The following is a 19,295-nucleotide window of genomic DNA, read 5'->3' on the forward strand; positions in this document are numbered from 1 at the left end:
CGCATTAGCGACGTCTTTCAGCCATCTCTTTTTTGAGGATGTCCATGACGGCGCCGAGGTCTGCCGGGGCCTTGAACACGGGGTTCGCGAACTTGGAACAGATATTTTCGAGCTTCTTCTCGTGGTAGCCGACCTTGAATTCGGTGAATTTGAGGCCGTGTGCCGTGCTGATGACGACCACGTTTTCTTCCTTGTCGATCTTGCCTGCTGCAACGAGCTTTTCGAGGGCGCCGAGGGCGACACCCGTGTGCGGGCAGCAGTAAAGACCGATGCGGTCGCCGCGGTGGGCGGCGTTCGCCAGTTCTTCTTCGGTGACGCTCACGACCATGCCGTTGGTCTTCTGGATGGCGCGGACGGCCTTCGGATAGCTGACCGGGTTACCGATCTGGATGGCGCTTGCAAGCGTCTTCTTCGCCTGCATCGGGACGAGCTTGTCGAAGCCGCGTTCGTAAGCCTGGTAGAACGGGTTGGCGTTTTCGGCCTGCGCGACGATGATGCGCGGGATTCGGTCGATGAGGCCCATGGCCTTGCAGTCTTCGAAACCCTTGGCGAGGGCGCTCACGTTGCCGAGGTTTCCGCCCGGGATAATCACGGTGTCAGGCACCTTCCAGCCCATTTCCTGGCAGATTTCCGGAGAAATCGTCTTCTGGCCTTCCACGCGGAGGCTGTTCATGGAGTTGGCGAGGTAGATGCGGTTGTCGGCAGTCACCTGCTGCACGATCTTCATGCAACCGTCAAAGTCGGTGTCGAGGGCCAAGACGATGCTGCCGTTAGAAATCGGCTGGATCAGCTGGGCAACGCTTGTCTTGCCGGCGGGGAGGAATACGATGCTCGGAATGCCTGCCTTCGCGCAGTAGGCGCTGAGGGCTGCTGAGGTGTCACCGGTAGAGGCGCAGGCCACGGCGTCGATTTCGTGAATACCCTTCTTGATAATGTGGTTCACCTGGCTCACGAGAACCGTCATGCCGAGGTCTTTGAAAGAACCCGTGTGGGAGTTGCCGCAAAGTTTTACCTTGAGGCTCTTGATGCCCATTTCCTTGGCGAGCGGGGCTGCGTCAAAGAGCGGGCTCCAGCCTTCGCGCATCGTGACGATGTCTTCGAGGGGCATGTCGGGGAGCACCATTTCGCGCTTGCTCCAGATGCCGCTCATGTCGGCAGGTTCAAAGCTCATACGGCGTTCGGCAAAAAGCTTCTTCCATTCTTCCGGGCTGCGTTCGGCAAGAGCCTTACGGTCGTGTTCGACTTCGAGCAGGCTTCCGTCCACCTTGCTGCGGTAAATGACGTCGGTCAGCGGGTAGGTGTCGTCCCCGTTGATGTTCCTAAAATGGGCATTGAATTGAGCCATAATATCCTCTAGTTTTTTCGGGGGTAAATATAGTAAAACTTATGGCTGGTTATCGGTAACTTTTCACATCTAATTTGCTATATTCTTCCCCGGAATACAACAAACTCGGAGTTCTGAGTGAAAAAGAAAAAGTTCTGTTTTTTATCAATTTTTGCAACAATCGCTTTTGCTCTATCTGCGTGCATTTTCGAGTCCGATGACGATGGCCTTGAAACGTGGCTTTCTGACCGCGGTATGCCTAGTAATTACCAGGTGCAGACCCTGACCATCAAAGACCTCAAGGTTGCCTCTGCGAAGACTTACCTTGATACGACGCCGAAATCGGGCAATGCGAATGCCGTTTTGGGACAAGTGTCGAATCTTTCGCATGATATTGTCATGGATATCGGTTTCCGTGCCGATACGAACTTCTTGAATAAGCTGAAGGCTTCCGATACATCGGGTGTGTACCTCGGCCTGTTCTGGTTACGCCCTCTGTATAACTCAAAATTTTTCCCGTCAGATTCCTTGCCTTATGATGAAGATCTCGACGTGAATGTGAGTTGGATTCTTCAAACTAGCACCAACAAGAAGTTCTTGGATAGTATCATGGGCATCGATGACAGCACCTGGTACGCCGATTTGGCAAACTGGGAAGCGACAGGTTCTGTAGATACGGTTTACAATGTAAAGATGGCCAAAGGTGATACTTCTATCCGCTTGGATCTTCCTTCTGAATTGGTGAAAGACTTGAAAGCGATGGAAGGCTCTGCTCGCTTGCAGCTGCGTCTTTCCGCTCCTAAGGCAAAACGTATTTACCGTTTCTATGGCGCTGGTACGGATTACCCGCCCCTTTTCGCTCTTTATTCCGATTCGACAACGTACCTTAACCCGGCTCCCAGTCCGTTTCGTATGGCGGGCCTCGTAAAGAGCAATGAGGATTGTTCCGATTGCCCGGTCTTGCATGGTGGTGTCAGCGGTGGAGTCCTTGATTCCATGGTCGTGGAGTTCTCGCCGGAGCCGATCCTTGATGCCTTGTCCGAATTCTACGGTGATGAATTCCCCTACGAAGGAAATGATGAAAATGATGTCCGCCAAACGGTGATTTTTGCGCAGTTGACTATGGCTCGTGACGATTCCAATGGCAGCAAGGAATTCAATTGGCCTATCCAAGTGGTTCTCGGCTCTTATGTGGATAGTGCCGATATGGCTTATGGCGACGAAGACCTGAGGTACCGCCGCATGGAAAGATATCTGCCTGATTCTGCGACCATCGTGAAGTCGGGACACCAGAATCTGGTTTTCCACGAAGGCGATTCGCTTACGCTTCAGCTGACTTATGGTCTTCGAGATTTCATCAATAAGGCAAGCGATGGCCGCAACATGAAGTTTGCCATGCGTTTGGGCATGCCGTTCTTGCAAGAAAAGAAGTCGCTTTATACCGATTACAGGACGAATACGGAAGATACGCTTTATATGGCCGATGGAACGCCTCTCTATATGGCCAAGGGCGATACCATTACCAAGTATTTCAGTTACTTCGATTATGCCCGTTACGATTTCTCGACGGCTGTAGAAAATCCGATGACCCTCAAACTTTGGCTTGCTTCCAAGCGGGGGGATAAATAATGAAAAAGTTTTTGCTCGCTTTAAGTGTATTTTCTGGCTACGCCTTTTCTTCGATGATTGGTCTTGAAGCCCTGGGCGAAGAACAGGTCATGGGCGGTACTGCTTCTGCTGCAGGTCGCGGTTTTGCCGGTAATGCCAAGACTGGTGATGCCGAAGGTTTGTCTGTTGTGAACCCTGCTCGTTTGGCATTCGATGCGAAAGTCGTGTTCAACTTGAATTTTGCCATGGAAATGGAAGATGCCCGAAATAAGGGACACCATTATTCCCTTTCCAACATGTCCATGCCGTCTTTTAACCTGTCGTTCCCGATGGGGTCTTTTGGCGCTATGGGCCTTTCTCTTTGGCAACATTATTCGTCTTCGTTTAGCGAAGAATCCAAGAACCAGGAAATCGGATCGGACGTGAAACTGGAATACCAAGGTAGCGTTTATGAACTGGTGCCGACCTATGCGGTTCGTTTGCCGTTCTGGCGATCCCTCTCTCTTGGTGCGTCTGCCCATGTCGTTATGGGTAATACCTCTAGGAATTTGACTCTTGGTGGTGATGATTCCTCCGTCGATAAAGGGGATACCTGGGCTTCCGGTAATTATGTGATTTCTGATTACGTGGACGGTACATGGGAAATCAAGAACCATCCTGCTTATTATACGGGTGCACTCCAGTATCGTGGAAAGATGGTGTCCTACTTCTTCTCTTATACCACGGGCTACACCTTGAGCAACACTCTTGATTACAATTTCAGATTTAGTGAACTGGACACTTTGGCTGCAACTCGTTCTGTCCGTGAAATCGAAGTGCCCGCTATGCTCGCTACCGGTATCAATTACCGTCTGGCCAAGCGCCACAACATCATGATGGATTTGACCTGGCGTGCTTGGGACAAGGATGTTCAAAACATCGCCGGCGGTTGGAATATGCCGGCGACCACCGAAACACAGACGGATTTTATGGTGTCGTTGGGTTACCAGTGCGATGGTTCGCCGCTGTTCTATGAATCTTATTGGAACCGAATCAACTATCGTGCCGGTGCGTGGTATAGAAATTGGTATGTCAAGGACGTCTTTGAAGTGGGCGGCTCTCTTGGTGGGGGTTTCCCGCTGGGCCGTAAGGGAACCACGGTTGACGTCGCCTTGCAGGGTGGTAAGCGCTTTGCCGATACTAAGTCGGAGTGGGAAGAAATGTTTATCGGACTTCGAATCGGTTTGACTGGTATCGCTGCTTGGGGACAGACCCGATAGGATTTTTAATGAAGGAGGCCTAGTATGGCTATAAAAAAAGAAACTGAAACAAAGTCTAAGGTTAAGACTGCGAAATCTGCGACTCTCAAGGCAATGAAAGATGCTGAAGAGAAGGCTGTGAAGGCCGTAGCCAAGGTAAAGAAAGCTGCAGCTACCAAGGTGTCCAAGATTTCGGACGAAGTGAAGAAGGTCGCAGCCAAGAAGACGACTGCATCCAAGACGGCAACAACAAAGGCTGCTGCAACCAAGACCGCAGCGACGAAGTCTGCCTCTACCAAGACGGCTACGACGAAGACGGCAGCAACAAAGTCTACCGCAACGAAGACCGCTGCCGCGAAGACAACGACAACGAAGACTGCTGCTAAGACAAATGCTAAGGTTGCTTCTGCTAAGGCTTCCAAGGCATCCGAAAAGGATGTCGCCAAGCTCGCGCAGTCTTTCGATGCCGAATACCTGGTACTCATGCAGAAGGACCCGAACTGGATGCATGCCTTCTGGGAAGTATCTGAAAACAGAATTAATGAAGCAAAGCACGGTAAGGGAAAAATCGTTCTTCGCCTGTTCGACATTGCCGATGACCTTACGGTGCAGCGTAGCAAGAAACGTAAGTTCCGCGACATCGAAGTGCCCGCAAATGCCCGTAGCTGGTATGTCGAAAATACCGCCGGCAAATCCTGCGTGGCCGTTCTCGGTGCTGTATCCGGCAAGAACTTCATGCCCATCGTGGAATCGGCTCCGGTCATGACTTTTGACAAGTCTGCTGCCGCTCCTGCCGAAGACGATGCTTTTGCCAAGGCTTCTCTCGGTGGCAACACGCTCGGCAACTTCATGAGTTCCGGATTCTCGAGCCAGACGGCGGAATCTTGGCTCAAGAAGCTCGGTGGTAACTTCGGTAGCTCTTCGGAATCGATGTTCTCGGGAGCCCTTTCTAGCGCAGCCCTCCAGTCGAACAACATTGAAGTCGCTAAGGATTCCGTGAACTACGGTAAGGATTTCTTCCTGTGGGTCAAGACCCGCTTGATCGTTTACGGTGGAACTCGTCCGGATGCTCACCTCCAGGTGCGCGGCGAACCGTTCCCGCTGAATCCGGATGGTACCTTCAGCTTTGAAGAAGACCTGCCGGATTCTACGAAGATCATTCCGGTGTTTGCGACCGACAAGGATGGCGATTTCCCGACCACGATCGTTCCGATTGTCGTAAAGCGCACGGAGTAATCCGTTTTAATGGGAGCTCCCGGAAAAATCATTTTCCTGATGCACGCACATTTACCTTTTGTGCGGCATCCGGAATATAAACGCTTTTTCGAAGAGAACTGGCTGTTCGAAGCTATTTCTGAAACGTACCTGCCCTTGGTGCAGGCCATGCGCCGTCTCTTGGAAAAGGGCGTGCCTGGGACGCTTAACTTGAGTGTTTCGCCCCCGCTCATCGAAATGCTTTCGGACGAAAGCCTGCTCCATAAGTTTTCGGAGCACTTGAAACAACAGCTAAAGCTGATTGAAAAAGAAGTGGCCCGCAATGCGGGGACGGACTTAGAAACTCTTTCGCATTTTTACCTGTCTCGCCAGCACACGCTGATTGATTTGTGGGAAAATCGAATTCATCGCAACTTGCTGGCCGAATTTCTGGAACTCGAAAAAGCCGGAAAGTTAAACTTGCTCACTTGCGTGGGGACGCACCCGTTTTTGCCGGCGTACCAGAGCGATCCTGCCTCTATTCGTATGCAGCTCGATGTAACGGTGCGTACATTCGAACGCGCCTTTGGCCGTAAGCCCATGGGCGTGTGGCTCCCGGAATGCGGCTATTTCCCGGGCCTTGATAAGTACCTGGCTGAATATGGCCTGCATTACTTCTTCTTGGAAACCCATGGAGTGTTGCTTGCTTCGCCCACGCCCAAGTACGGCGTGTTCACGCCGCTGCGTACCACGCAGGGGCTTTACTGCATGGGCCGCGAACAGAAAAGTTCCATGGAAGTCTGGAGCCGCCGTACCGGTTATCCGGGGCATCCCGAATACCGTGAATTCTTTACCGATATTGCTAAAGACCGCCCGCGCGACTACCTAGGCGAATACTTCTTTGCTGGCGATACGCCCATTGATTCCGGTTTTAAGTACAACCGCATTACCGGTGGCGAACATAAGGAAATTTACCGCCCATGGAATGCCATGAAGCTTGCCGAAGACCATGCACGACTCTTTGTGGTGAATCGCGAAGCGACCATTTCGGAATTGCTGGTGAATATGGATGGCCACAAAGCCGCGATGCTTTGCCCTTACGATGCCGAACTTTTTGGACATTGGTGGTTTGAAGGCCCGATCTTCCTCGAAGAAATGCTGATGCGCGCCGCGTCTTCGTCGGTGGTGGAGTTTGCCGCCGCAGACCAGGTGATGACCGATTCTGCTGATCCCGATGTGCATGAACCGGCGTTCTCCAGCTGGGGCGAAGGCGGTTTCGGTTCTGTTTGGATCAACGGCGAAACAGATAAGTATTACCCGCAATCATACCGCATGCGCGCCATGATTGATCATTTGGTGACGATTCGTGAAAAGATGGGCAAAGGCTCTCCGCGTGGTAAACTTCTTACTCGCTATATCAAGCAAATGGAACGTGAACTGATGCTGTTCCAATCTTCGGACTGGGCGTTCATGATTCACAACCATTCCGCAGAAGACTATGCTCGTCGCCGATTGGACGACCATTATAAAAATGGTCATGATTTATTTGCGGAAGCTTGCAAGGCTATTTTGCGCAATAGCGATAAGCCTGCCGCGAATTCCATCTTGCCGAAGCTTGAAGCAAATGACAATATCTTTAAGTGGCTGTAGTAATGAATAATTATTCATTACACATCTCACATCCCACTTTTTTAATAAACGATTATAAAGTCTTTTAGCTTGCCGCTGTTGCCGGCTCTAAAGCGATATACCCCGGGAACCATAAGGGACTTGACTTCGCTTTCGTCAAGGCAATGGGTGTAGTTGTCGTACTTGATTTTATGGACTAGATTTCCGCGGCGATTGCGGATTTCGATGTAGTCCTTGTTTTGGGGAAGCGGCGTAAAACACAGGGCTCCGTGACGCCAAGGGGTGGGGTAGGCTCGTAAGGTGGAGTCCTTAAGGTGTGTCGGAATGGTGGTTTCTTCGTTAAAGCGGCTGAATACCCAAAGAATAGAATCGACGCTGGATTTGCGAAGGAATTCTGTACGGGCGGAATCAATGCTGTTGGTGGAGGGCAAAAAGCGGATTGTGTAAGCGTTCGGCTTAATGGCTATAGCCGAGGCTGTTCCTACGAATTTAGACATGTCCGGAGAGCCGTTTACATGATAGTAGTAGGCGGTGTTGTCAAGAGAGGCTGTTTCGAAAACGCCCGATTCAGATTTTGTATGGAATTGAGGCCACCGAGGTTGATCGCTTGTAATCCAGAAAGCTGAATCGACTAGAGTACTTCTGTTGCCAGTAAAAGAAAGCCTGATGGCGAAATCGTGAAATAGGGAATCTGCAGAAAGATTTTGGTTTTTAGCGACCTGGTCCAGCTGGTATTGGAATGTCTTGGTGGGCGCCTTTGAGAAATTTTCCCAGATAAGCCTGTTGGTCTTGTGACTGACGTGGTTGTGCAAGTACAAGAAGAATATGCCTGCACCATAGGGCTTGTCTAGATTCTTGTATGGGAATCCCACGTTCCCCGCCAATTTGGGAAGGTAGGTAAAGTAGTCGTCTACATCGGGGACGGCTAATTCTTCGACACCGGAGGCTGAGGCTTCGAACCAGAAATTGTACTGGGGCATTTTGCTGGAATAGCGAAATTGAACCGCATGGTACATTTCGTGGGCTGAGGTGACGCGGAGCGCCGGCATGAAATTCTTGGCGTAGGAGTAATTGTGAGTCTCGTTGGTGAATTCTTCGGTGGCGCGGGGGTAGGTGCAGACTTTGTCGTTGAATTTTATGGTGTCGATAATGGAGTTTGCTTCGGATACGTGCTTGAAATCGTTTTCCATCAGCATTTCGCTTTCTTCGTTGTCGAAAGGGATTGTAAGCCCAAAGCAGGTGCTGCACTGAGAATTCATTACTGCATTGTAATTCCGCAGAAGGTATATGTCAATAACCTCGACAGGGTAGAGACCGTCTTGAACTTTTTTTTCGTAATGGTGCGTTTCGGATATTCCCTTGGGCGGAAGCATCCCGGTTTTATTGACGTGGAAGTCCCAAGCGTATTCAAGGGCCTTTTCTAATGAATCGATGTGTGCAACAGTTGTCTTGTGCGGGCCATTCAAGGTGTAGAATATTTCGAAGTGTTTTGTGGTGCGGGAATAGACACTATCGTAGTAATCTTTAGATGTGCAGCCTGAACTTGCCGAGCGTGCGTATGCTTTGGTATAGGCAATTGCCTGCTTGACGTTTTTGTATTTTTTGCTGTTCAGGAAATTCATTATTTGTGCGGTGCCGCACTGGTGTTCGGCAAAGGCAGAGCTTGTGGCGAATACAAAAAATGCGACAAAGGCGAGAACAGATTTCTTCATTTACACTCCCCCAAAAACTTTTTCTTCCTCTAAAACTTGATGCGCGCGTTTGCGAATTTCTTCGGGAACGGTAAGCGCTTTTTGATGGTGAGGCTTGATACGGGCGTCCACCATCAACGGGGCTGCGCAACCCCAGTGTTTTTCGCGAATTTGGGAGCGGTAGCCGAAAACGTCTTTAGCCGGGTCAGAACGGGTGAACGTAATCCACAAGAAATCGCGAATGTTGCTCATGTCAAGCGAGCCGTCAAGAATCGGCGCCGAATCAACAATCGAAATCCAGGGATAATTCTCGCGGAATTTCCAGCGGGCAAGCGATTCTTCGATTTGGACCATAAAGGCGTCGCGCTCGCTGCTTTCATAAGCGGGACCTTGCAAAACAATCACGCCTGGCATCGGGATTTTGGCTGCGGTGATTCCCGGAATCTTGAGCGATTGCAAGTCTTCGGGATTGTTTCGCAGTTCGCGCTTCTTTAAGCCTGCGGCGGCAAGAGTCAGCTTGGAACCGTGATTCAGTTTGCTTCCTGTATAGTCGAGCGTGTCGATGCTCGTACTCGTTTCAAAATGCAAGTCGCGGCTAAAGTCAATTCGCTCCAGCACGTGGCCGAAGAATCCGGCCACATCGTTGACGTCAATTTTACGGCCAGTCTCTTCGTCTTCGGCTGCGGCAATCAAAAGGTACTTGGTCAGGCTCGCCTGATTGAACCCGAGAATCGCGTTTGCTGTTTTCAAAAGTTCGAGAGGCTCGCGGTCTTCGGGCTTGGCGTAAGGCCTAAAGCGTTCGTGGGCAAGCGCCAGGCAAAGCGGGTGAACTCCGGCGTCGTCAACGGCATGGAGCGCCACAAGTCCCGGAATCGATGCCGGAACCATGGGCCTTGTAATCTGGTGAATAAAGCTTCCGAATAGGGTGTCTTCTTGCGGCGGGCGCCCTACGACGGTAAAGGGGTAGATGGCGTTCTTCTTGCATAAGACCTTCTTGACTTTCAGGAACGGGAACGGATGCCTGTCGGAATAGTAGCCGATGTGGTCGCCGAAGGGGCCTTCGGGCTTCAAATCCGGCTGGAGCTCGCCCAGAATGCAAAAGTCCGCGTCGCTCGAAACCAGGTAACCGTCGTGTTCAAAATACCGGAATCTGCGCCCGCCCAGCATGCCTGCAAACAGGAGCTCGCTCAGGTTCTCGGGCATGGGCATGACGGCAGCGATCGTTTGCGCGGGCGTACCGCCGATAAAGATGCTCACCTTGAGGGGGCGGCCTTCTTCAATGGCCTTCTGGTGGTGTCTAGCGATGTCTCGCTTGATTTGGTAATGCAGCCCGCATTCGTCTTGGGCGTATTCATTGCCTGAAATCTGCACGCGGTACATGCCCACGTTTGTCGTCATGACCGAGGCGTTCTCGGCGGGGCGCGAGGCCACCTGCGGGAGAGTCAGGAATGCGCCTCCGTCATTAGGCCAGCAGACAATTTGCGGCAGGTCCGAAAGTTTGCATTCCTTAAAATCGCGAATGCTTCCGCTCTTTTTCGGGAGCGAATGCAGGCCGGTGCGGGCGGCCCTCAAAAGCTTGGCAGGCGAGGCGTGCTTAAAGAACTCTACCGGATTCGACTTGAAAACTACGGCGGTCTGCGTCCCTTTCAGGGTGTCGCGGAATAAAAAATCAAGCCGCTCTTGAGTGCCGAAGATATTGCAGACGGCCCTAAAGGGGCTTCCCTTGACATGTTCGAATAGAATGGCTGGGCCATTGTTTTCAAAAGCTTGGCGCGCGATTTCGGGCATTTCCAGGTACGGATCCACTTCACGCTGAATGCGTTTAAGCATGCCAGCTCGTTCAAGATCCAGCAGTGCCTGTTCCAAGTTTTTGTACATGGAAATCCCGTTTTATCCGGCGGTAGCGGACTGGTCGATGGCGTTGAACCCTTGGGTCTGTTTCTTGCTTTCGATAGCGGCGAGGGCATCGCGGGTGTCCTTGCGGCTAGCAATCGCATATACAATCGAGGCGCTGTCCATTACTTTGGCGAAGGTTTCTTCCGGAAATTCGTTGAAACCTTGGAACGAGAATTCGTCGTAGCAGGCGGTCAAGTTGCCTTCGTCAGTAAACATGTGGCTCGCATTAAAACCGCGGAATGGTCCCTTGTCGAGACGGACCATGATTTTCCCGTTATTGATAGCGCTGATGCGACCGGTCCAGCTGATTTTGTGGAAACCGACCATCACTGTGTAACGGACGATTTCGCCAGCTTCGATAGCCTGGGGCAGAGTGTAATGAATAATGGGAACTTTTCCGATAGTCACGTTCATGGGCGCATAGCGCATGGTCTCCAGCAAATTCGCCAGAGTATATTCCTGCCATGAAGTTTGACTGTATTGAACCATATCTAATAATTTAGCAAAAGAATTTTCAATTGGAGTGTCGTAAAAAAATAAATTACGCTTTTTGTTGCACTTCGTTAAAATTCAAAATCGACTGCGCGACGTTCGGTCACGACCTTCTTGACAAAGGAAACGATTGCCAAATGTTCCGGATGGTTCTGGTAAATGTCGAGAGCTGCCTTTGTATGGAATGTCGTGTCGAGTGCGATATCGTATTCTACGTCCCCGTTACCCAGTTCGGCCTTGTTAAAGTTCAAACCCGATTCAATGCTCAAGAGTCCAGGAATCTTGCCAGCCAAGGCGTGGAATGCGTCGACCATCTTCTGGCCGTTTTCTTTTGCAGAAGCACCTTCGGCTTCGCTCTTCAATTTCCAAAAAACAATGTGACGGATCATGCGTTCCTCTTTTGGTTATAAATTTGTTTGTACAGGTCCAATTGCCGCTTAAAACAATCGTTCCAGCTGAATTTTTCGGCGTAGGTTCGGGCATTCGCCTTCTTCTGGCTTAAATCCGAACGGTACAGTTCTACAATGGCGTTTGCCAAGGCTTCGGGCGTGCGCTTTCTCAAGATGACGCCTGCGCCGGAGTTCTGCACATGCTCGGCGGCGGCACCGGTGCTTGCGCCAATCAGGGCGTTTCCGCAGGCCATGCTTTCCAGAATCGAAAGGCCAAAGGTTTCCCAGCCTGAAAGGGCGAGTCCCAGGTCTACACTGGCATAATGTCTTGCCATTTCATCGATAGACGAAATAAAACCGGCGTACTGAATGTGCGAGTGCTTCTGGACGGCTTCTTCTACTTGCGGCAGGTACGGTCCTGTGCCTGCAAAGACAAGTGCCGGCTCGCACCCCAGTTTTTCAGCAATCAGCGGGTAGGCGCCCAGCAAAAGTTCGATTCCTTTTTCTTCGCAAAAGCGGTGCGGGAAAAAGATGGTGAGGCGTTCAGGCCTTCCGGCCTTTAGCTGCTGAACCAGTTTTTCGTCTCGCTTTTCGGGCGAAAACATCTGGATATCGCAACCCAGCGGAATCCAGTGTGATTTCGGCAGGTGATTCTTTTCGAGTCGCTTCAGGACTTCGTCGCAAGAAACTTGGATGCCGTCAAAATGCTTGAATTCTTGCCTCGCGTACCAGAAGGCGACCTTCTTGGCCAGAATGCCTAACGTGCGACCAAACTTGTTCGTGACCGGGCGCTGCACATAGGTTATAGGGAAGTCGGCGTGCCAAAAGCTCAAGAGTATTGCTTCGGGTACCACCTGCTTAGCCACGTGGCGCACCACTGTGGGCAAAATATAGGGCGAACCGACTTCGATCACCTGGGGCTTGTATTTTTCAAGCACGGGCCTAATTTGCGAAGACCGCCACATAAAGCGGTATTCCCACTTGCCCGGGAACCGGTAGGCTTCTACGTGCTCGATAATGAGCCCTTTGCTCTTTTGCTCGGTGTATGTCTTGGAATCTGGCATCACGAAAACGGACAGGACTTCTTCCTGACTCTCGTAGAAGGCCATTTTCTGCAAATGGTAGCGACGGACACCACCGCCCGAGGGACTCCAGAAATTGTTAAAGTCGACGATGGTGAACATTAATTAATCTCAATTTCTTCTTGCATTCGATTCGAAAGAGGATCGATCGAAAGTGTGCCCTGGTACAGTTGGTTGTTGCCCAGACGCTTGGAATCGACTGTCAGGAACATGTTGCCACCCTTGGATTCGAGCCAGTAAATAGCGTCGGAATCGCGCAGGTAGGCGCGCGGGCCCACGAGTCCCTTTTCGGAATCGATGAGTTCGCCGCCCAAGAACATCGGAATGTCCAGTGCCTTGTACAGGTCGAGAATCACCGAGGACCGTCTTTCGTGAATATCCGAAAGGTCTATATGGTCCGAAACCTTCAGGTGGTCAATGCCGTCAATGACAACGACCAAATTCTGGTGTTCCTTGACTTCTTCTTTCAGGTTCTGGAGCAAGACGATGTTGTCGAAATTGTTCTGGTCGTCCCAAATTTCGAGGCGGTTGTTGCGCACGAAAGCCATCAGGTCACGAGTGGCTTCCAGAATCTTCTGGTTCACGGCTTCGTCTTCGCTTTGCTTGCGGACCGTCAATACCGATTCGCCAATGAGCATGGCAACAAGCCTGTCAAAGATTTGGCGTCGCGGCGTTTCCAGGGCGATGTAAATCAGCTTGAGGTTGGGGTTGCTCTGGATTAAATCCAAGGCAAGGCTCGAAAGAAGCGTCGTCTTGAGACCGAAGGGCTTCGAAGATACATAGAAGCAACCGGACTGGATGCCGTCAATTTCTTGCGTCAGTTTCGGGAATGTGTTCAGGGAATAGCCTACGCTCACGTTGGGCGGGCAACCCATGGCCGTATCGAAGTTTTCCTTGATGTCTTGTAACAGCATGGAACGACGGTGCGTGTGAACTGTATCGACTCCTGTATTCTCCACCAAGGAAATCAACTGGTCGGCACCGTTTTTGCGAACCACCAGGTCGACGGTTTCGTCTTTGGGAAGTACGATAGATTTGAGTTTTAAATTCAGATGGTCCGCCATCTTCAGGTATTTCTGAATGCGGTATTCTTGCTCGCGGCGATCCTGTTCGCGTCTGAGAATCACGGTGACCGATTCTGCGCCACAGGCCTTCAACTTGTACAGGTGACTCAAGGAGATTTCCTGGTACATGGTAGAGACAACTCCGGGAATGCCGGCGAGGTCGGCTGTCAATGCGTCAAAGAACCCCTCGACAACAATCGGCTTTGTAACATCGGACTGGATGTTGAACGGAATGTCGCTTGGGCCCGAGGCGTAAGAAACATACGTGTGCGGTCCATCGTTTTCGTTAATCAGTCGGCCATAAACGGAATGAATCAGTCCCTTGGAATTGCGAGCGGGAATTGTAATGCGCGGTTCGTGGTAGGCGTCCAGGTTGTCCAGATAGAAACTGATCTGGTGGCGTTCGATGCCCGACATCATGCAAAAACTGACGAACGGTTCCGGGTCGCCACTATAATAGCCTATGCCGTAAAGCTGGGCTTGGCCGATGCTCCAGCCGCGTGCGGCCAGGAATTCTGCAGAAGACGGACTCTTGCAAGCGGCCCAGTGGCAATAGCGCACGAAGTTCTCGAGGACTTTGGATTTTTCACCACCGATTTCCTTGATCCACGGGTGCTCTTCTTGCAGGTCGTGTTCCGGCTCGAGGTTTCCTAAAAAGTTGACGGCCTCAGCCCGGGCGGCAGGTTCGTCCATGCCGTTAAAGCGGCTACGCATGACGAATTCGACGAGGTCACCCTCGCTTCCGCACTGTAGGCAGCGGTAGCGCCAGTAACCTAGAGCATCGTAAAAGAACAAAGACGTTTCTTCGGGCGAATGAAACGGACAGCATGCAATCAGGTTTCGACCCCAGCGACTTAAGGGAATGCCCAGCTGTCGCGGATGGGTTTTCGCTCGCATCACAATTCCTGCATGTTCTTGATCGATAATCATCGGACGCCTCTCTTTTATACACTAAAAATCTAGTTATTTCTTTTCCATGGGAGTATAGAAATTTATTTTTATTGCATGATTGTCCTCGGTATAGATCCTGGTTCCATTACGACTGGCTACGCTTTTATAGAAATGGGTTCGGCAAAGCCGAATGTACTTGAGTACGGAACGCTGCATGCACCTGCAAGTCATGCACTTGAAGACCGCTTGCTGCATATTGTGTCGGAACTGGAAAAGCTACTGGACAAGTACAAACCGGAATCATTTGGGATGGAAGGAATCTTTTTTGCCAAAAATGCAAAGAGTGCTCTAGTGCTTGGACATATTCGCGGTGCTGTTTTGGTGGCTTGCCGTAAACGCGGAATGACCTATTCTGAATACAGTCCCCGTATGGTAAAGCAGGCGGTAACTGGTGATGGCAATGCCTCCAAGGAGCAGGTGGCCAATATGATTTTTGCGCGTCTTGGCATTCAAGGTGGCGATCTTCCACTGGATGCTTCTGACGCTCTAGCCATTGCATGGACCCATGCAAATCCTTCTCCGCTAAACGATGCCGTCTCTAAGGTGCTGGGTAAAAAGAAGGTGGTGCGCAAGAAAAAGGCTACCGCAAAGCAATGGCTAGATTTGATTGAAAAAATGGGAGGCAGCGTTCAATGAGCTGTTTGATGGATTGTTTTGGGCTTCGTGAGGTAGACTCTTCCGATTTTGTGAAGGTTGATGGCTATGTCGTTGACAAACAAATTCTAGAAGATTACAACAAATTAAAAGGATTGCTTTCGAAATTCGGCTTTGCACTTCGTATTGAATCGGCATACCGCCCTTTTGAAAGGCAACTTTCGATTTGGAACCGCAAAGCTAGCGGTGAACTGAAGCTTCTTTCCGCCGAAGGACTCCCCATGGAGCGCCCGAGTGACGAAGAAGATTTGATGTATGCAATTTTAACTTGGTCGGCGCTCCCTGGCGCAAGCCGTCACCATTTAGGGACCGACCTGGACGTGGTCGATGGCAATGCCTGCCCTGCCGGCTACGAGGTGGAACTCACGCCTGCAGAATGTGACGGCATGTTCCGCCCCTTCCATGAGAAATTGACCGAACTGATGGGGGCGGGGGAGTCCTTCGGCTTCCAGCGCATCTTTGTTCCCGGCCGCGGAAGAATCCTGCCCGAAAAATGGCATATCGCGCATTTGCCCACTTCCCGGAAATATTTGGAAAGTTTCTCACTGAAGAAACTTCGCGCTCTATACGAGAAAACCGATATTGCCTGCAAGTCCGCCTTGCTGGATAATCTGGAAAGCCTTGCCTACGATTATATCTATCCTTATTTTGTGTAAGACCGATGCGCTCCACCCTTTCGCAATCCTTTTCTGAATATGGCCACTCCGTTTTGGGAGCGAAACTTCGCTACATTCCTTGCAAGGGCCGTTGCCGCCTTTTGGTGATAGCCGGTATTCATGGCGAAGAACCTGAAACGACCTTCCTTTTGAGTCGTGCCATGCGCATGTTCGAAGAGCCTTTTGAATCGGTGGCCTTGGTCCTTTGCGCCAATCCCGATGGAGTCTCGCTTGGTACCCGCGGAAATGCCAATGGGGTAGACTTGAACCGCAATTTTCCGACCGACAACTGGAGCGGCGAACCGGTACAAACCCGTTCCATTCTTGAAGCTCCCCGGGATACGTTTCTTTCTGCAGGGGCTGCTCCCTGCAGTGAGCCTGAAACCGCAGCTCTCATTTCGTTGATTCAAAAGCTTGCCCCTAAAACAGTTCTTTCGATGCATGCGCCCATTGCTTGTGTCGATTCCCCTGTGCGCTCGGCGATGGTGGATTCGCTCTGTGAAATCTTCGGCGTTCCTTGGCTGCCCGATATCGGGTACCCGACACCCGGCAGCCTCGGTACTTGGTGCAAGCAACAAAAAAGTCCAGAGTGCATTACTCTGGAACTTCCTAGAATGTCTTTAGAGGCTTTGTTTGACCGCTACGCCCATTCGTTTGCGCAGTGGCTTAAAATGGTCTAGCGGCGTTCTTCAATTTTGTTCTTTTCGGCGTTTTCAATGATACGCTTACGCTGGACAAGTCCGATGGTGAATCCGACAACCAGGTAAGTAGAACAAAGAACCAGCAGGTATTCCAAAATGAAGGGAACCTTTTCTGAAATGAACAGGAAACCACAGATGTAGGTGATGACGATCAAGATAGCCTGGCCGATGTTGAACAGCTGGTTCTTGCGGGGCTGGAGCTTGGGCAAGAACAGCGGGCTTACCATCAAAAGACCTGTCACGAGCATCACCAGCACGGGAATCACCATCATGGGGCTTTCGGAATTTTCGAACAGGCCGTTGGACTTCAGATACACGATCAGGATTGCGTTGATTGCACCTGCGAAGGTGGACGGAAGACCGGAGAAGTGGTGATGGTAGGTGTCAGAGTCGCAGGCGTTGTACTTGGCGAGGCGCATGGCGGCACAAAGCACATAAATGGAGAACGTCACAATCAGAAGTACTCCGTTTGCCTGGAACCAATCCGGGGACAAAGTCTTGTAGGTGAAGAAAACCGTAAAAGCCGGAGCGAGGCCAAATGCAATCAGGTCGGCGAGGCTGTCGAACTGGGCGCCGAATTCGGAACTTGCATTCACGAGGCGGGCGGCAAATCCGTCCAGCTTGTCCAAGAGAACACTCAAGATAATGAAATAGGCTCCGGTACGAATAGGATCAGATGTCGTAAAGGAACTGAAAGCACCGGTTACCCAACAGATGGCGAAAACGCCCAAAAGAAAATTCATGCTGGTAAACGCATTCGGCAAAATAAAACGAGATTTACCCATAGGGGCCTCCACTAAGAAGTATTGAGCTAAAAATAGTTTTTTTATGGGCTAAAAGCAAAAAAAACGCCCTGTAAACGGGCGTTTTCAAAAGCAGTAAAACTGTTTTTTTTATTTCGCAGGTACAGCGATGGGCGTAATCTTCCAAAGGGCTTTTACACCGGCTGCGACCACGAGACTCTGGGGCGGAGCATAGGGATCTTCTTCAGTGGGGAAGTTCGTCCAATGCTTGGTCGAGAACTGGTAGTACTGCGTCGGGCGGTACATCACCGGAATCACCGGAATCGTTTCCATGAAGATGCGGTTCAGTTCACGGTAGGCCGTAATCAGGTCCTTCTCGTTGGTGAGGGCGGGAATCTTCTGGAGCAGTTTGTCGGCTTCTTCGTTCTTGTAGCGACCTTGGTTGGCAAAGGCTTCTTCACCGATTTCCTTGAAGGAAACGGAACCCATGACTTGGTCGAAGCGGTTCCAGGGGGAGGCTGCAGAAAGTTCTGCCGTCTGAGTTTTCATGGCAAGGTCGAAGGTGCCCAGTCTCAGGTTCTTGTCCCATACGCTATAGTCTACAAACTTTTCTTCGGCGGTAAGACCGATTTCGTGTAGCGATTCCACAATAACCTTGATGGCATCTTCCCAGTCGGTCCACCCCTGCGGACATTCGATGGTGAAGTTGCGGACGGGCTGCTTCTTCTTGTCGATCAGCTTGCCGCTTTCGTCCCAGGAGTAACCTGCGGCGGTCAAGATAGACTTGGCTTTTTCGATGTCGTAGGCGTAGCCGTACTTGTCAGCATCTTCCTTGTTGAAGAACTTGGATTCGGTGCCGAAGGGCAGGATGAATCCCGGTTGAATGACGGGGGTGTAGTTCGAAACGGCGCGAGCCTTGATCTTCTCGAAATTGATGGCATGCATCATGGCACGGCGGAGAGCCACGTCATTGAAGGGAGCGCTCTGATGTGCGATGAGAAGAGTCGTGATGGACCCAGGGAGGTGGTACGGTTCGTTGCGGCTCCAGGCGCGGATGCTGTCCTTGGCTTTGTCCCAAATGCGGGGCAGGAACACCGACGAAATGTCCAAGTTGCCCTTGGTCATGGCGCTGTTGAAATGGTTATTTCCGTTGTAGAGGGAATGAATGATGTACTTGGGAGAGGGCTTCTTGCCGTTATGCTTGTAGTTGCCCCAGTATTTGTCGTTACGTTCCAATACAATCTGTTCGGGGGAATAGGTCTTGATGTTGTACGGACCTGAAACGATCGGCATGGAATCGTTCTTGAAGGCGGTAATGTGGCTCATGTCGTATTTCTTGCCGGACTTCGCCCCCTGGACAAGGGGCTCAAAGACTGTTTTGGGCAAAATGGACGTTTCCGCAAGAGCGTTCAGGATGATTAAGGGATTCTTGTTCTTGCCAAAGTGGAAGGAAATGTTGTTGTCGCCGTCATCGGTGATTTCGCTCAAGAATTCCCAGTTGCCATGACGCGGAGTGGGAAGTATGGAGTCTATCTTGAAGGTGTATAAGACATCGCTAACGGTAACGGGCTTGCCGTTACTCCATTTGGCCTTGGGGTCAAGATGAACGGTAATTTTGTCTTCGCTGCTGGTGTAACTGTCGGCCAGCATGGGTTCCAATTCGCCACTCAATTGGTTATAGGCAAGCAAAGCTTCATAGGTGATTCTGCAGTTGCCATCAATGGGGAAGTTGGGGTCGTAGTCCAGCGGGTTAAACGTAGAAGGAGGCGCCCAGTCGAAACCGCCGATATACAGAGTTTCGCTGCGGTTGTATTCCGATTCCACCTTTTCGGGAGTAGCCTTGCTTTCTTCGTTACATGCGACTAAGAACAAGGCACCGAGGGTGGTTGCCAAAGTGAAAAATCTCGATGCATGAGTTTTAACCGAGCATCCCAAAGAATTCTTTATATTCCCATAATCCATACCTTAAATTTAGTGTGTTTT

The 19,295-nt window shown here is 50.9% G+C and carries 16 protein-coding genes; 7 read left to right on the top strand and 9 right to left on the bottom strand.

From position 1 onward, the window contains the following. Positions 1-4 precede the first annotated feature (4 nt). Complete coding sequence (gene thrC / locus B9Y58_RS01540; RefSeq protein WP_073053682.1) at positions 5-1,345, bottom strand: threonine synthase; 1,341 nt, start codon at positions 1,343-1,345, stop codon at positions 5-7. A 117-nt stretch (positions 1,346-1,462) separates the two neighbouring features. Here thrC and B9Y58_RS01545 point away from each other — a divergent pair, with 117 nt between their 5' ends. From B9Y58_RS01545 to B9Y58_RS01560, 4 genes are read left to right on the top strand one after another with little or no spacing between them, the layout of a single operon-like run. Further along, positions 1,463-2,953 carry a hypothetical protein gene (locus B9Y58_RS01545; RefSeq protein WP_073053684.1) on the top strand — a complete coding sequence of 497 codons (1,491 nt, stop codon included), beginning with the start codon at positions 1,463-1,465 and terminating at the stop codon, positions 2,951-2,953. After that, positions 2,953-4,191 carry a hypothetical protein gene (locus tag B9Y58_RS01550; protein ID WP_073053686.1) on the top strand — a complete coding sequence of 413 codons (1,239 nt, stop codon included), beginning with the start codon at positions 2,953-2,955 and terminating at the stop codon, positions 4,189-4,191. The genes B9Y58_RS01545 and B9Y58_RS01550 overlap by 1 nt, the downstream gene beginning before the upstream one ends. Before the next feature lie 24 nt (positions 4,192-4,215). Beyond that, complete coding sequence (locus tag B9Y58_RS01555; RefSeq protein ID WP_073053688.1) at positions 4,216-5,406, top strand: DUF4912 domain-containing protein; 1,191 nt, start codon at positions 4,216-4,218, stop codon at positions 5,404-5,406. A gap of 39 nt (positions 5,407-5,445) precedes the next feature. Further along, positions 5,446-7,014, top strand: a complete 1,569-nt coding sequence (locus B9Y58_RS01560; protein ID WP_233247797.1) for a glycoside hydrolase family 57 protein — start codon at positions 5,446-5,448, stop codon at positions 7,012-7,014. A 41-nt stretch (positions 7,015-7,055) separates the two neighbouring features. Here the strand turns inward: B9Y58_RS01560 and B9Y58_RS01565 are convergent, their stop codons facing one another. The 6 genes from B9Y58_RS01565 to B9Y58_RS01590 all read right to left on the bottom strand — a co-directional run bounded on the left by B9Y58_RS01565 (position 7,056) and on the right by B9Y58_RS01590 (position 14,537). Further along, a complete protein-coding gene (locus B9Y58_RS01565) occupies positions 7,056-8,705 on the bottom strand; it encodes a hypothetical protein (RefSeq protein WP_073053692.1) in 1,650 nt (549 codons plus the stop codon). Further along, positions 8,706-10,562: a UbiD family decarboxylase gene (locus B9Y58_RS01570; protein WP_073053694.1), complete on the bottom strand. Its 1,857-nt coding sequence runs from the start codon at positions 10,560-10,562 to the stop codon at positions 8,706-8,708. 12 nt (positions 10,563-10,574) lie between these two features. After that, complete coding sequence (locus B9Y58_RS01575; RefSeq protein WP_109639628.1) at positions 10,575-11,069, bottom strand: SRPBCC family protein; 495 nt, start codon at positions 11,067-11,069, stop codon at positions 10,575-10,577. A 74-nt stretch (positions 11,070-11,143) separates the two neighbouring features. Next, positions 11,144-11,461, bottom strand: coding sequence for a Dabb family protein (locus tag B9Y58_RS01580; RefSeq protein ID WP_073053698.1), 318 nt, complete (start codon positions 11,459-11,461; stop codon positions 11,144-11,146). Next, entirely contained in the window at positions 11,458-12,645 is a 1,188-nt protein-coding gene (locus tag B9Y58_RS01585) for a glycosyltransferase (RefSeq protein ID WP_073053700.1), read from the bottom strand. The genes B9Y58_RS01580 and B9Y58_RS01585 overlap by 4 nt, the downstream gene beginning before the upstream one ends. Next, complete coding sequence (locus B9Y58_RS01590; RefSeq protein ID WP_073053702.1) at positions 12,645-14,537, bottom strand: CHC2 zinc finger domain-containing protein; 1,893 nt, start codon at positions 14,535-14,537, stop codon at positions 12,645-12,647. Before B9Y58_RS01590 ends, B9Y58_RS01585 begins: the two co-directional genes overlap by 1 nt. A 75-nt stretch (positions 14,538-14,612) precedes the next feature. On the opposite strand from B9Y58_RS01590, the gene ruvC reads away from it, so the two are divergent. Genes ruvC through mpaA form a run of 3 tightly spaced genes read left to right on the top strand, consistent with a single transcriptional unit; the run spans position 14,613 to position 16,548 of the window. Continuing rightward, on the top strand, positions 14,613-15,194 hold the full coding sequence (gene ruvC / locus B9Y58_RS01595) for a crossover junction endodeoxyribonuclease RuvC (protein ID WP_073053704.1): 582 nt from the start codon (positions 14,613-14,615) through the stop codon (positions 15,192-15,194). After that, positions 15,191-15,868, top strand: a complete 678-nt coding sequence (locus B9Y58_RS01600) for a M15 family metallopeptidase (protein ID WP_073053706.1) — start codon at positions 15,191-15,193, stop codon at positions 15,866-15,868. Before ruvC ends, B9Y58_RS01600 begins: the two co-directional genes overlap by 4 nt. 5 nt (positions 15,869-15,873) lie before the next feature. Beyond that, positions 15,874-16,548 (top strand): murein tripeptide amidase MpaA, encoded by a 675-nt coding sequence (mpaA, locus tag B9Y58_RS01605; RefSeq protein WP_073053707.1) that lies wholly within the window; start codon positions 15,874-15,876, stop codon positions 16,546-16,548. On the opposite strand, the gene B9Y58_RS01610 is transcribed toward mpaA, so the two are convergent. Both B9Y58_RS01610 and B9Y58_RS01615 read right to left on the bottom strand, forming a co-directional pair. Beyond that, on the bottom strand, positions 16,545-17,354 hold the full coding sequence (locus B9Y58_RS01610; protein ID WP_073053709.1) for a CDP-alcohol phosphatidyltransferase family protein: 810 nt from the start codon (positions 17,352-17,354) through the stop codon (positions 16,545-16,547). The genes mpaA and B9Y58_RS01610 overlap by 4 nt on opposite strands. A 108-nt stretch (positions 17,355-17,462) precedes the next feature. Then, positions 17,463-19,205, bottom strand: coding sequence for an ABC transporter substrate-binding protein (locus B9Y58_RS01615; protein WP_233247798.1), 1,743 nt, complete (start codon positions 19,203-19,205; stop codon positions 17,463-17,465). Positions 19,206-19,295: the final 90 nt, after the last annotated feature.

Source organism: Fibrobacter sp. UWB15 (assembly GCF_900177705.1).
GTDB lineage: Bacteria > Fibrobacterota > Fibrobacteria > Fibrobacterales > Fibrobacteraceae > Fibrobacter.

What these genes read in the sequence shown, in the direction of transcription:
- mpaA (WP_073053707.1), top strand. Translation starts at nt 15,874, where the DNA reads ATGCGCTCCACCCTTTCGCAATCCTTTTCTGAATATGGCCACTCCGTT.
- B9Y58_RS01550 (WP_073053686.1), top strand. Translation starts at nt 2,953, where the DNA reads ATGAAAAAGTTTTTGCTCGCTTTAAGTGTATTTTCTGGCTACGCCTTT.
- B9Y58_RS01575 (WP_109639628.1), bottom strand. Translation starts at nt 11,069, where the DNA reads ATGGTTCAATACAGTCAAACTTCATGGCAGGAATATACTCTGGCGAAT.
- B9Y58_RS01610 (WP_073053709.1), bottom strand. Translation starts at nt 17,354, where the DNA reads ATGGGTAAATCTCGTTTTATTTTGCCGAATGCGTTTACCAGCATGAAT.
- ruvC (WP_073053704.1), top strand. Translation starts at nt 14,613, where the DNA reads ATGATTGTCCTCGGTATAGATCCTGGTTCCATTACGACTGGCTACGCT.
- B9Y58_RS01560 (WP_233247797.1), top strand. Translation starts at nt 5,446, where the DNA reads ATGCACGCACATTTACCTTTTGTGCGGCATCCGGAATATAAACGCTTT.
- B9Y58_RS01585 (WP_073053700.1), bottom strand. Translation starts at nt 12,645, where the DNA reads ATGTTCACCATCGTCGACTTTAACAATTTCTGGAGTCCCTCGGGCGGT.
- B9Y58_RS01570 (WP_073053694.1), bottom strand. Translation starts at nt 10,562, where the DNA reads ATGTACAAAAACTTGGAACAGGCACTGCTGGATCTTGAACGAGCTGGC.
- B9Y58_RS01600 (WP_073053706.1), top strand. Translation starts at nt 15,191, where the DNA reads ATGAGCTGTTTGATGGATTGTTTTGGGCTTCGTGAGGTAGACTCTTCC.
- B9Y58_RS01555 (WP_073053688.1), top strand. Translation starts at nt 4,216, where the DNA reads ATGGCTATAAAAAAAGAAACTGAAACAAAGTCTAAGGTTAAGACTGCG.
- B9Y58_RS01590 (WP_073053702.1), bottom strand. Translation starts at nt 14,537, where the DNA reads ATGATTATCGATCAAGAACATGCAGGAATTGTGATGCGAGCGAAAACC.
- B9Y58_RS01580 (WP_073053698.1), bottom strand. Translation starts at nt 11,461, where the DNA reads ATGATCCGTCACATTGTTTTTTGGAAATTGAAGAGCGAAGCCGAAGGT.
- thrC (WP_073053682.1), bottom strand. Translation starts at nt 1,345, where the DNA reads ATGGCTCAATTCAATGCCCATTTTAGGAACATCAACGGGGACGACACC.
- B9Y58_RS01565 (WP_073053692.1), bottom strand. Translation starts at nt 8,705, where the DNA reads ATGAAGAAATCTGTTCTCGCCTTTGTCGCATTTTTTGTATTCGCCACA.